The sequence below is a fragment of the Exiguobacterium sp. N5 genome (assembly GCF_025842465.1).
Taxonomy (GTDB): domain Bacteria; phylum Bacillota; class Bacilli; order Exiguobacteriales; family Exiguobacteriaceae; genus Exiguobacterium; species Exiguobacterium profundum.
Window position 1 is genome coordinate 1,443,967 of the sequence record NZ_JAPAEP010000001.1, and the last position, 13,253, is coordinate 1,457,219.

Genomic DNA, 13,253 nt, shown 5'->3' on the forward strand with positions numbered 1-13,253 from the left:
AACTTTGTATCTCTTCATCAAAAAATGTCTGTTCAATGAACAGACATTTAACGATTTTTTTTTGTCATAATAAATTCAGCAAAATCAAAATCAAAAGGTGTATCGATATCGATCGATTTTTCTGGCGGCATAATAAATCCATATGATTCTTGAGTTATAAATTTCTGATGTTTCATAAAATCAACAACATTGACAACATAAATTGCTCCATTTAATGCATACACTTGTTGGGATTGTTGACGTGAAGTCGTCATTCTATCCGTTATTTTAGTAATCACATTATTTTGTTTTAGGGTTAACAACCATTCAAAAGGTTTTGCATTTGGAGTAACCGATACGACAGAATACGGTCGATGTTTTTCGAACAATTCAATTGCTGCATCAATATCGCTTGTTTCCCTTAGTGGAGAGGTCGGTTGTAACAAAATAATATAATCGTACCCTGGTATTTTTTCCAGCGCCTCAAGTACGGGTAACGAAGCTTCTGCTCGGTCAGTGGCATATTTCGGGTCACGCATAAACGGAACCGGTGCATGGAATTCTTCCGCCACTTGAGCAATTTCAAAGTCATCGGTAGAGACAACTACACGATCGATATAGCGAGAATGAAGTGCCGCCTCAATCGTCCAACCAATTAAAGGCTTACCTGCGATATTTTTTATGTTCTTCCCTGGTATTCCTTTAGAGCCACCTCGAGCAGGTATAATTGCTAAAACTTTTTTATCTTGAATCATAAATAATAAACTCCTCTGGTTTTCTTTGGACTTTTTCGTAATCTTCTTTTCTACCAATATCCAACCATGGGCTATCCATCTTATACGTTCGAATCATTTCGCCTTGGTCAATCAAACATTGAATTAATTCTGGCATATCGAAAAATGAATCTTTCGGAACTTTTTTCACCGATTTCGGATTCAATACATAAATTCCTGCACTGACATAAGATGTGCGAATCGGCTTTTCTTCAATACTGATGAGCTGATTATCTTGTATATTCACTACACCATACGGGATTTGAAAATCAAAAGCTCTAACAGCAACTGTCATTGTTGCTGCCGAACATTCGTGTTGGCTTAACAGATCTCGAAAGTCCATGTTTGTAATTAAATCTCCATTCATAACAATCATGTCCTCTTCTAATTCCTCCTCAATCAAGGATAAAGGACCTGCTGTACCCATTCGTTTTTCTTCTTTTAAATATCTTATTTCCACATTTAATTTTGTACCATCCCCAAAGTAGTTCATGATCATTTCTTTTTTATAATTAACTGCAAAAATAAATCTATAAAAACCTTGACTCTTTAAATGCTTCACAATATGTTCTAAAATCGGAACTCCTCCGACAGGCAACAAAGGTTTCGGAAGGTCGTTCGTTAATGGTCTAAGACGTGTCCCCAAGCCCCCAACCATCAGCAATACAGGATTCTCTTTTCTTAAGTAGACACCAATATCGTTTTCACTCATGATATCAATCAATGTCATATTACTCGTAACAATAGGGAGATACTTTATTTTGTATGTGTTAAACAATTCTATAAAACTGTCTTCACTTTCACCTGAAACTTTAAATTTCGGTTCGCGATTCATTACTTTTTTTATTTCATATGAAAGATTCACACCTGAGAGAAGTCCCCTTCGAATGTCTCCATCTGTAATTGTCCCCACTAATTTATAGTCTGTATCGCATACAGCTAGAAACTGCGAGCCTAGGAGATTCAATTGTGATAATGCACTTTCAATAGAGTCTTCTTGAAGGATAACCATTTTTTTCCATTCCATCAACATTCTCTCCTTTTAGCAGGAACACCCATCACCCTTGAGTTTCCTTCAAGATTCCTAACAACTACAGAACCTGCACCGATTAAACTTTCAGTTCCAATACAAATGCCTTGTATAATTGTTGAGCCAATACCTATATGACTGAGTTTCCCAATTCGACAATTACCACCTATTACAACTCGTGGTGAAACATGCACACTTTCTTCTATATAAGTATCATGTTCGACAATACTTCCTGAATTAACAATTGAATTCACCGAAATATGCGAATGACATTGAAGGATTGCTCCCGCTAAAACTTGAACTCCTTCTTCTACTATAGCCTCTTTTGAGATAATTGCTGATGGATGTATAACTATTTCAAAAGTATATCCCAGCTCTTTGAAATAGGAAAAAAGATTATGGCGCTGCTTTAAATTCCCGATCGAACCAATTCCATTGACAAGTTTGACTGATGATGGCGGATATCGAGTGATCAATTCTTCATCGGTACCGAGATAAGGAATTCCATGAAAATATTCAGCAGGTTTTACATCTACATATCCAACGATTGTCTCCGATTCTCTTAAAATATCCACGAGTACAGAAGCGTGCCCACCGCTACCTAAAATCACAAGTTTTTTCATAATTAAAAAATCTTTTCATCAATGAGATCGTTTGCTACGTAATCTTTTGATGCCTCACGCCCCAATAAGGTCCAGAATAAGTTAGGAGACATTCCATTACCCGGACGTTTTATCGTAGTATTTTCCATCGTGAATAGTTCACCTTGACTGATTACTTTATTTGCTACCAGACTTTTCTGTACTACTTGTTTCGTTTTCAGTTCTTCCTCAGTCGGTATTTTTTTGTCTTCTCCAATAATGATAGGAATTTGACGAATCATTTCGATTAAATTTGACAGTTCTTCTGGATTCAGAGACGCCACGTGATCGGGTCCTGGCAATGTTTTATCTAGCGTAAAATGCTTCTCAATCACATTGACTCCTCTTGATACAGCCACGATTGACACCAAACTATCTTTAGAATGATCTGACAGCCCTATATTCAATTGTGTTTTTTTGTTTAAATAATCAATCGAAGCCAATTGAACATTTTTATATGGTGTCGGATATTCACTTGTACAATGTAACAACGTCACATATTCTCTTAGTAATTGTTTCGATTTATCCGTTTCAAAGAACTGAACAGCTTTTTCCCATTCGAATATAGGATTCTCATTAAGACCATAGGCAATAGTAATCAAAGCTTTTTCAATTTCATCTTCAGTAGACATCCCTGTTGATACAATCATTTTCACCTTACTTTTAGCCACATGAAATAGTAATGGTAAATTTGTAAGGTCTCCCGAAGATATTTTAATGAGTTCCATGTTCAAGTCATCAATTAGGAAAGAAGCACTCTTTAAATCAAATGGAGTTGATAAAAAGTCAATTCCTACTTGTCTCGCATATTGTTGTAATTCGTAAAAATCACTGAATGAGAGTTCTAATGATTTAAGCATCTCAAATTGACTTTGTTCTTTTGTATTTTCGGTTTGGTATTTCGCCTGTTTTGCAGAAGGAGTAACTAACTCTTCTGTAATGAAAGTTTGAAACTTAATCGCACTAGCACCTGCGTTTTTAGCTGCTTCAATCAACTCTTTCGCAAGCTCAACCGAGCCATTATGATTCACTCCCGCTTCTGCGATGAAGTAGACATTATTCATAGGTCAACAAACTCCTTATTTACATGAAAGTTATTAATTCTCCTCAAAACATCAACAATCATTGAGGAAGCGTTCCCTTCGCCGAATAAATATTCATAAGATGAGCCGTGCCCAAGAGCAGCATGAATTGCCTTCTCTATATCCGTTCTCTCCATCTCACAATGGTAAACTGAGTCAGGAGCTAGACGGCCACGCTGTCGATGACCACAATTCACAGTCGGTGTTTCTAAATAGGCCGCTTCTATAATTCCGCTAGAAGAGTTCCCGACAACTGCCTTTGCATATTTCAATACATTCAAATAATCCTTACCTAAGTTCATAATGAATTTTGCATTATGATTCACGTTGCAATATTCCTTCAGTCTTTGATTAATACCAATTCCTCGATTATCTGCATTAGCACCTGTAAAGATTAAATCAAACTCTTTAAATGAACTTAACGCTTCTAGCAGTTCTTCAAGACGATCCTCTGATGCGTTTGTTTCAGGATGATAGGTAATCAACAAGTAAGGATTTTCAAACAATGGGCGTCCAACTTCTGCTTTTTGTTTTAAGATATTTTCTATACCAAGAGCACCTACATTAAATATTCGATTAGGGTCTTCACCAAGTTGAATAACACGTTGACGATGAGTTTCTGTACTTACAAAATGCCAAGTAGACATTTTTGAAATTGAATGTCGAATTGCATCATCATATGCTCCGAGAGTTAGCTCCCCTCCATGTAGATGGGCTAATGGAATATTGAATAGCAATGCTGCTTGGGCGACTCCTAACACTTCATAACGATCTCCCAAAACAATGACTAAATGTGGTTTTTCGTATTCTAAGATCTTGCCCATTTCAGACGTGACAGTCGCAAGTGCTTTAACTGTTGCTTCTTGAGAATCTAAGCTTAAATCTATTGGGATTTTATGATTAATTATAAACCCATCCTTCTCAATGTCTTGAAACGTATTTCCGTGAAATTCACTTAGATGTGTACCTGTCACCACTAGCACTAATTCCAATTCTTCTTGACCTTGAATTCTTTGAATTAATGGTTTCAATAAAAAATACTCTGCTCGCGTTGCAGTAACTACTAGTATTTTTCTACTCACGTATTAGTCTCCTTGAATAATGAACTACTACTTGGAACATTGATTAATACTTTCTTCAGCTTTTCCGTATGAGTCAAATCATCTTTTGGACAATGGCGATACATCGGTAGTTCGTGCAAAGGAGTCCAAACAGGCCTAGACATAATTCCAGCCTCATTAAGTTCTAATAACCAGTCTTCAATAGTGTTGACATCATTCAGTCGAATCGTCTGCAACCAATAGTTCGATCGAGAATATTCCATCTCTGTTATTAACTCAATACCTGGAATTGTACTCACAAAAGATTGATAGACAGAATGTAACATTCTTTTTTTAAGAATAAGTTCATCTAATGATTCAAGCTGAGCTACCCCAAGTGCAGCATTTATATTTGGCATTCGATAATTATAACCAACTTCATCATGATCATAGGACCATCGATGAGGAAGTTTAGCCGTTGTAGTCAGATGTCTGGCTCGTTTCGCAAGTTCCGAATCATTAGTTAAAATTGCTCCGCCGCCTCCGGTTGTAATTGTTTTATTCCCATTAAAACTCACGGCCGATAACATCCCCATACTTCCAGTTTGGCGGTTTTTATAGGTAGAACCTAACGATTCAGCAGCATCCTCAATAATATTTAAATTATAGTGATCTGCCAGTGACATTAGTTCATCCATTTGTACTGGGTGACCGAACGTGTGCATAGGCACTATCGCTTTAATTTGATTTCCACTAAACTTGTTAAACGTCCCATTCGAACGCTTAACTGCTGTTTTCTCTAAATATATACTTAGTTTTTGAATATCTACGGTTAATTCACTTTCACTTACATCAATGAAATGAGGAATCGCATCTAGATAGCAAATTGCATTTGCTGTTGCAACAAAAGTCAATGAGGGTAATAATACTTCATCATTTTTGGTTACACCAGCTAACCTTAGGGAAACATGGAGCGCGGCCGTTCCATTATTTACTGCGATTGCATATTTTGCACCTGTATATGAGGCTAATCTTTCTTCAAATAAATTTACGTAACTTCCGACAGAAGAAACCCAACCGGATTCAACGCATTCTGTCACGTATTTCAATTCATTCCCATTCATCGTAGGTTCATGAAGTGGTACAAAAGAATCGTTTGATATATGTCTTCTAAATTCTCGAATGAACGAACTGATTTGCTGATTCATATATTGTAAATATCCGATTTATAGTTTTTTAAGTTTTTCGGGTCAACAAACCAGTCAACCGTTTTTTGAATTCCCTTCTCAAACCCTTCAATCCCACCATATTTTGGTTTCCAATCTAGTAATTCAGAAGCTTTTTGATTACTTGCCCATAGTCTTTCTACTTCACTATTTTCTGGTCTTAATCGAATTTCATCTGTGATGAATTCGACTTTTGATTTCATAACTCTTGCAATCGTTTCTGCGGTGTCTTTAATACTAATTTCAAAGTTACTTCCGATATTTATGACCTCACCGATACTAGCAGTTGATTCCAGTATTGAAATGAACCCATTTACTGTATCTTCAACATAGTTAAAATCTCGAGTAGGTGTTAACGCACCAAGTTTAATCACATCATGTCCACTAGCAATCTGTGAAATGATGGTTGGGATAACGGCTCGGGCCGATTGCCTTGGTCCGTAAGTGTTGAATGGTCGGATAATACTGACTGGTGTATTAAATGAGCTATAGAAAGAAATCGCCAATTGATCGGCTCCAATTTTTGAAGCAGAGTATGGAGACTGCCCTTGGAGTGGATGATCTTCATCAATTGGTACATACTTAGCAGTTCCATATACTTCACTAGTTGATGTATGGACCACTTTCTCGATTTCAAGTTCCTTTGCTGCTTGAAGAACATTGAGTGTCCCCTTAATGTTTGTATCAATGTACGTATCAGGAGAGTGATAAGAATATGGAATTGCTATCAATGCGGCCAAATGTAATACCGCATCACACCCTTCTAATGCACGCTTTACACCATAAGGATCTCGAATGTCTCCTGAAAAGATTTCAATCTGTTGTGTGATTTCTTTTGGTAAACTGTCAATCCAGCCCCATGTTCCAAATGAATTGTATTGGACAAATGCTTTTACCTGATATCCTGACTGAACAAGTTTTTCTACAAGATGGCTCCCGATAAATCCGTCTGCCCCTGTCACTAAAACTTTCTTCATACTACACCTCGATCTTGAGTTCATGTATATTACTTAGTTGTTTAATTAATGAGTCTATCGTTTCTTTCATAAAATGTAGGATTTGTATTCTCATACTACTGGATTTTCTATATTGATTATGCAGTTTGATTTTGTTTTGGATAATCAACAAATTTACGAATTGTAACGGCATAATATGTGTTCGAAACGCCGGAAGGTCGAGCATCGAATCCCACTCACGTAATAATGCTTCAAATTCATCTATATTTACTGCTCTCTGCTTGACGCTTCTCCCCAATTTTTTAGACAAACGCTCGAAACGGTCCATATGACCAACCAAATCTCTTTGAACTTGCATTACAGGTACATTGAACATTACATCATTACTTTCAAATTTAAGCTTTAGCTTAGTCACTTTTTCATCTTGCATTGTATCCAGAGGTTTGTAAGGTACTCCTTCGATAACCGCTCCTTTTTCAGCATAATTCACCAACCTAGAAGCAAGTCCTGGTAATCGATCAAATAAGATTTTATATCCACTCAAAAAGTTAAACAGTATAGGTGTCGTCTCACCCCGATTACCGTTGTTTAAAGGAATTTCATATACTTTTTTATGGAACATTCCATCGTTAGAAGAAGCTTCTTTAACTGATGCGCTATAGTACACTCCTTCTCGTAAAGCTAAGTCTTGACCTACTAATCCAATCTCTTCAAAACCTAAATGATAAGCAAACGAGACCGCTGCTAGTGCTACTGTAGGATAAGGAGTAAACACTGAATTCGAGTATGGTAACAAATCATGTGCTAACGGCATGTCCGCATAAGGAATAAGTGGTCCTTCCGTACCTTGAGGGATTTTATGATTTACTTGTAATGAATAAACTAGAGGCATATCCAATTTAATATCTTTAAAGAAGTGTGCATTCTCGTCACTTACGTCAATAGAAATGACATAATCAGGACGAATTTGATGATTTAATAATACTTTTGCAGTTTGTCCAATCGCAATAATATAATATGATTCCTGAAATGCTTTAAGGTATGGTATGGCTTCTTCTAGAGAAGGACCACCTGCAATCATTAAAGCTTTTTTACCTTGATAATAATCTTTCAACTCATCAATATTAACTAAACGGTCAGGATGTTCATTTAAGAAGAATGCATTTCTAAATATTTCTTTGTACCATTTCTCTGTATATTTCATTCTTGTATTCAAATCAATTTGAACTTCTTGAAGAAAATTTCGAACTGATTTTAACTGTTCTATAAAATCTTGCGAGTGCTTATATAAAGGATGAGCGATGACTTCCGTTTTTAATCCGATAAATCTCTGTAACCGTTTCTGTAATTCTTGTTTATCAAGCGATTGTGGAGAAGTTAGTACTCCTTCAGATTCTACATCTGTGAGCAAAACAAAAGGATCAACGACTAGTGTGTGATACATAGTTGATAGTTTTGAATAAAAACCACCACTACCATAACCAATTAAAATAATTGCTTCTGTCTCTTCCGGAAGTTGATTAATTAAATCAGCCAAATTCTCTTCCATTTCATTAATAAAATAGGATTTTCCATCCTCGTCTTTCAATAGGGCCATCTGATAACTATTAAAGTTGAACGGATACACTAATGACTTTTTGTTCTCAACCGTTGACAATACTTCATATTCACTAATAAGTAATTGTAAATTGTCGTATACAATATTTGCAAATAATGCAGGATTTTGAGACTTGATTTCTGATAATCGAATAATGTCTTCATTAGTACGAATACCATTGGAATTAATCTTTTCACCGAAGACTTTTATCATTGATAAAATATCACTTAAAATATTCCACTCATTATTTTCTATGAGAATACTTACTTGATTTGAAACTTCATAAAGTTCATTTAATATCTGTTTTAGCTGCGACATAAGCCACCCCTTCATTAACTAAAATCAATCTATTTTAAGTATACAATTATGTTATTTTAATATCGATAGTCTGGGAAATTTATTTAAAAAAAGGGAAACAGACGTTATGTCTGTCCCCCTCTTTATGTGACTTTAAGAGAATCTTAACGTAACAACTGAAGTACAGCTTGTGGCTGTTGGTTCGCTTGAGCAAGCATTGCTTGAGCAGCTTGGTTCAAGATGTTGTTTTTCGTGAAGTTCATCATTTCTTTCGCCATATCAACGTCACGGACACGTGATTCAGCAGCTTGAAGGTTTTCAGCACCAACGTTCAAGTTGTTGATTGTGTGCTCAAGACGGTTTTGTGTTGCCCCGAGTTTCGCACGTTCAGAAGATACTGACTCGATTGCATCGTTGATAACTGTGATTGCTGAGTTAGCACCAGATTGTGTTGAAATATCAACAGCTTCTACGCTAAGACCAGAAGCAGTCATGTTTCCGATTGTCAATTCGATGTTCTGTGCAGCGTTTGCACCGATGTGGAATTTAAGACCTGAACCAGCGCCAGAGAATCCACCGCTCATCAATGTCTTCGTGTTGAACTCAGTGTTGTTCGCAATACGCGTAATTTCACTTGTCAACTCTGTAACTTCTTTTTGAAGCTCAGTACGGTCAGCATCTGTGTTCGTATCGTTTGACGATTGAACTGCGAGTTCACGCATACGTTGAAGGATTGAGTGTGTTTCGTTCAATGCACCTTCAGCTGTTTGGATGAGTGAGATTCCGTCTTGTGCGTTACGTGACGCTTGATCAAGACCGCGAATTTGTCCACGCATTTTTTCAGAGATTGCAAGACCAGCAGCGTCATCGCCAGCACGGTTGATGCGAAGACCTGAAGAAAGTTTCTCCATTGCCTTCCCAGAGTTAGTTGTGTTGAACGACATGTTGCGGTGTGCGTTCATTGCGTTAAGGTTGTGGTTGATAATCATTGTAATTTCCCTCCATAGGTTTGAGTTTTTCCGCTCTTCCAAATCCGTTTGTCCGAGCATGTAAGGTTTAGGCCGGCCCCTCACCTTACATTTGTTGGAACGTTTTATCGTTTCCATACTCTATATCGGAGTGAAGGCTCGTCAGTTTAGTCTTTTTACAACTTTTTTTATGATTTCTTCAAATTTTATATGTATGTAATGAAAAACGCCCCATCATTGGGACGTTTTCAACCTTCTTACACTTCTACTTTCATCTGTTCCGTCTCATTCTGCAAACTCTCTGCGACGCGAACGAGCTCTGACATCGCTCCGTTCACTTCACCAAGACTTGCCGCTTGCTGGCTCGCCGCTGATGTCACTTCATTCGCATAACGCGATGCTTCTTCGACCATGCCAACGATGCCTGCCGAGTTTGTCACAACCGAATCGATCTGACCACGTGACTCATCAAGGAGTGAATCGACCGAATGGACATGACTGTATACTTCATTTGCGGAATTGTGAATCGATGCGAAGGCACCACCCGCTTTTTCAACTAACCCGACGCCTGTCTCCACTTCCGCTTTGACGTTCGCCATCGAAGACGATGTATCGCCAACGAGACGCTTCACGTCGACAATGAGGTCCGTGATTTCTTGAGTCGAGTTCGCTGTTTGTTCCGCTAGCTTTTTCACTTCTGCCGCTACGACGGCGAATCCACGACCATGTTCACCGGCACGTGCCGCTTCAATCGATGCGTTCAAGGCAAGTAAGTTCGTCTGTGCCGAGATGTCACTGATGACGTCCGTGATGCGTGAGATTTCGCCTGTCATTTCTGTCAACTGGCTGTTGAGCGTCGATGACTGTTCGACTTTTCCGGCAATCGCATGCATCGCATTGACCGAAGACGAGGCAAGACCCTTCCCGCTCTCCGCTTCCTGTTGCATCTCGCTCGCCGAATCAAGCGCCGATGACATCTCTTGACGGATGCTCTCCATCGTACGCGCGACCGCTCCGAGCAAGTCCATCGAGTTATATGTCGCACTGACGTTATCTTCTAACATTTTGTTGAGAGAATCCATCGCCGAACGGATACTTTCTCCTGCAACGTTCCCTTCTTGAACTGAAGCTGCGATTTCCTGTGCCGAACCCGTCAATTGGTCCGCCGTGTAACGCATGTTCGTGCCTTGTTCCCGAAGGTGTTCGACCATGTTGTCCATCGACAAGAGTAGACGTCCCATCTCTGAACGATCTGTCGTTTTCTCGTCGGCGAAGTGCACCGTCAAGTCCCCGTTCCCGACTTCGACAGCTTTTTCAGAAGCCATCTCGACCGCTTTCAGTGGACGACGGGCAATCAAGTAAATGACGCCCCCACCGAGTGACGAGATGAGTAATGCCACGACCGTACCGACGAGCATGACTTGACCTTGTTCCATCTCGAGTTCCGTCAAGAGTAATAGGGTAATGTAGCCGACCGCTCCGCCCGTGATAAAGGACGTGACCAAAATCCACGCGAGCAATTGCGTCGTAAAATTTTTAAATACTTTCACTGTTTGTTCCTCCTCATTGTGTTCATCACTCCTTATATCGTCCAATTTCCAATGAATGTATAGCGTTTTCAGTTGAACGTTTGGTCAATGAAAAAACGTACCCCCGTCAAGGAGTACGTTTCGTTAGAATGCTTCATCATCACGTTCGACGTGCACCACACGACGTGGTGTCGTCGCCGCGTCAATCGCGAGCGTGATGGCAGCCGCCCAGTGCAGCATCATGCCGACAAATGGAATGAAGCCGAGCACCGAGGCCGCAATTCCGACCGCCGCCCCGTAAGAGAATCGATTCAGTTGACTGAACGAAAGAATCAATACGATCACGTGGTACACAAACATGAAACCGAGGGGCGAATAGCCCATCCCGATGATAAAGAGACCGCCAAGAAGCGGAATCCCGAGGAAGGCTTCAAACGCCGCACCGAGCCATTTCAGATTTTTCACCATGTGGTTCACCTCATAATTCGATCATGTAAAACTCATAGCCGCCATTCTCCGCAAAACCGGCGCGTTTGTAGATCTCGAGCGCCGCCTTGTTTTCCGTCTCGACATCGAGCTCGACTTTCGTCCGGCCCATGCGGAACAGTTGTTGGACCATCTGTTTCAACATTTTCGTACCGTAGCCTTTGCCTTGTTCGCCTGCTTTGACCCCGAACGCATGGATGCTTGCCGCGTCGTCCCCTGTAAGAAGGGCGCGAATCACACCGATCGGTTTGCCGTCCACTTCACCGATATACGTCACGCGGTCTGGCGTATCGATTTGTTGATAGATGTTTTCCGTCACATCGACCGGATCTCCGAACGCCTCGCTGAGCGTCGCGATGATGAGCGGACGGTCGTCTGCTGTCGCCTCACGTAGCGATACCTCGTCCGGCTTCAAGAAGAGTTCCGCTTTTTTCAAGACGAGATTGTATTCCGAGAACTGATACGCCGCCTGAAGATGCTCGAGCACCGCTTTCCCGGATGCCGAGTTTCGGTCGATGACGAACGTGAATGCTTCGCAACCGTTCAACTTCGCGTCTTGTTTTGCCGTTTCGAGTAGTGCCGTGAAGACACCTTGTTTCCGGTATTCAGGATGAACGAGCGCATTCACTTCATACTCGTTCGGAAGATACGGGAAAAGCATGAGATAACCAACGAGCGTCTCCCCGTCATATACCGCATAGTCGTTCTGCCCGACCGACTCATGCCCAACCTTTACGTCGATCTTGTCGTTTGCGTTGACCACTTGTTCTAACGCCTTGACGTCATCTGCCTGTCTTACTTCTTCTACTGTCCAATTCATTCATATCACCTCATCTGTTATTGTAGCACAAAGGAAAAAGCCCGCCGGAGCGAGCAGACTCTCAGTCATTCCGTTCATTCTGAAAAAAATGAGTCACTTCTCGCATCGTGACTGAGATGACGATGACGACAGCCAAGGTGATCAAGCTCTCTTGTTTCGGTAAATCAAATACATACATCGCAACGATAAACAGAAGGGCTACAATCAATCCTTCTGTATAATCCCTTCCTCTCGTTCGCACACGACCACCCATTCTAAAAAGACTGCAAACGATTCAGCCGCCTACAGTCTCATCATATTACAACGTCCGGAACTCTAACTCAGGTAGTGTCTCGATCAACTCGGCAATCTCGTCCGTATGCGCCTCCGCACCTGGGACGGCCTCTGTCGGTTCGACCCAGAAGAACGTCTTGTCGTTCGTCCCGAGGTAGTTGCCGTAGCCGATTTCTGTCGCGAACGCTTCTTGAGTCAATTCGCGGTCGATCAAGTCCAGGTGGAACAAGAGTTGGTCGTCCCCGTCCTCAACGTTATAGTATAAATCGAACGTACCGTAGCTCTTCGTGTCCCCGATGTCGACGACGTCCTGCGCCTTCTCGATATAGACATCACCTCGCTCGATCGCCTCGACAATCTTCGACGGCAAGATAATCTCATAACCGAGCTCACGGTCACGAATCGTCTGAGTCGTATCCTCTGTCCGTCCCCGGGACGAGACGACACCAACTGTCGCCACCAATGCACCTGTCACACCGAGCGCGAGCGCCCACTTCATCGATTTGTTCACAAGAACCACTCCTCACTTGTTAATGTCTTCACTTGATTATCCCAC

General features: G+C 40.6%; 14 protein-coding genes. All 14 read right to left on the reverse strand.

Annotated features, from left to right (window positions below; genetic code table 11):
• Positions 1-47: 47 nt before the first annotated feature.
• Positions 48-734 carry a cytidylyltransferase domain-containing protein gene (locus OKS35_RS07525; protein ID WP_196431006.1) on the reverse strand — a complete coding sequence of 229 codons (687 nt, stop codon included), beginning with the start codon at positions 732-734 and terminating at the stop codon, positions 48-50.
• Positions 721-1,779, reverse strand: a complete 1,059-nt coding sequence (locus tag OKS35_RS07530; protein WP_264092778.1) for a nucleotidyltransferase family protein — start codon at positions 1,777-1,779, stop codon at positions 721-723. The genes OKS35_RS07525 and OKS35_RS07530 overlap by 14 nt, the downstream gene beginning before the upstream one ends.
• A complete protein-coding gene (locus tag OKS35_RS07535) occupies positions 1,779-2,405 on the reverse strand; it encodes an acetyltransferase (protein WP_264092779.1) in 627 nt (208 codons plus the stop codon). Before OKS35_RS07535 ends, OKS35_RS07530 begins: the two co-directional genes overlap by 1 nt.
• A gap of 2 nt (positions 2,406-2,407) precedes the next feature.
• Positions 2,408-3,487: an N-acetylneuraminate synthase gene (neuB, locus tag OKS35_RS07540; RefSeq protein ID WP_264092780.1), complete on the reverse strand. Its 1,080-nt coding sequence runs from the start codon at positions 3,485-3,487 to the stop codon at positions 2,408-2,410.
• Positions 3,484-4,587, reverse strand: coding sequence for a UDP-N-acetylglucosamine 2-epimerase (neuC, locus tag OKS35_RS07545; RefSeq protein WP_264092781.1), 1,104 nt, complete (start codon positions 4,585-4,587; stop codon positions 3,484-3,486). The genes neuB and neuC overlap by 4 nt, the downstream gene beginning before the upstream one ends.
• On the reverse strand, positions 4,584-5,753 hold the full coding sequence (locus OKS35_RS07550) for a LegC family aminotransferase (protein WP_196431011.1): 1,170 nt from the start codon (positions 5,751-5,753) through the stop codon (positions 4,584-4,586). The genes neuC and OKS35_RS07550 overlap by 4 nt, the downstream gene beginning before the upstream one ends.
• Positions 5,750-6,748 (reverse strand): NAD-dependent 4,6-dehydratase LegB, encoded by a 999-nt coding sequence (locus tag OKS35_RS07555; protein WP_196431012.1) that lies wholly within the window; start codon positions 6,746-6,748, stop codon positions 5,750-5,752. Before OKS35_RS07555 ends, OKS35_RS07550 begins: the two co-directional genes overlap by 4 nt.
• Position 6,749: 1 nt before the next feature.
• The gene (locus OKS35_RS07560; RefSeq protein ID WP_264092783.1) at positions 6,750-8,642 is read right to left on the reverse strand and encodes a motility associated factor glycosyltransferase family protein; all 1,893 of its coding nucleotides are present in this window, start codon (positions 8,640-8,642) and stop codon (positions 6,750-6,752) included.
• Between the two features lie 143 nt (positions 8,643-8,785).
• On the reverse strand, positions 8,786-9,610 hold the full coding sequence (locus OKS35_RS07565) for a flagellin (protein ID WP_196431014.1): 825 nt from the start codon (positions 9,608-9,610) through the stop codon (positions 8,786-8,788).
• 236 nt (positions 9,611-9,846) lie between these two features.
• On the reverse strand, positions 9,847-11,139 hold the full coding sequence (locus tag OKS35_RS07570; protein WP_264092784.1) for a methyl-accepting chemotaxis protein: 1,293 nt from the start codon (positions 11,137-11,139) through the stop codon (positions 9,847-9,849).
• Positions 11,140-11,262: 123 nt separating this feature from the next.
• On the reverse strand, positions 11,263-11,586 hold the full coding sequence (locus tag OKS35_RS07575) for a hypothetical protein (protein ID WP_214781738.1): 324 nt from the start codon (positions 11,584-11,586) through the stop codon (positions 11,263-11,265).
• Positions 11,587-11,596: 10 nt separating this feature from the next.
• Entirely contained in the window at positions 11,597-12,424 is an 828-nt protein-coding gene (locus tag OKS35_RS07580; RefSeq protein WP_214781740.1) for a GNAT family N-acetyltransferase, read from the reverse strand.
• Between the two features lie 61 nt (positions 12,425-12,485).
• A complete protein-coding gene (locus tag OKS35_RS07585) occupies positions 12,486-12,665 on the reverse strand; it encodes a hypothetical protein (protein WP_214781742.1) in 180 nt (59 codons plus the stop codon).
• Positions 12,666-12,722: 57 nt separating this feature from the next.
• A complete protein-coding gene (locus tag OKS35_RS07590; RefSeq protein WP_196431017.1) occupies positions 12,723-13,208 on the reverse strand; it encodes a hypothetical protein in 486 nt (161 codons plus the stop codon).
• Positions 13,209-13,253 lie beyond the last annotated feature (45 nt).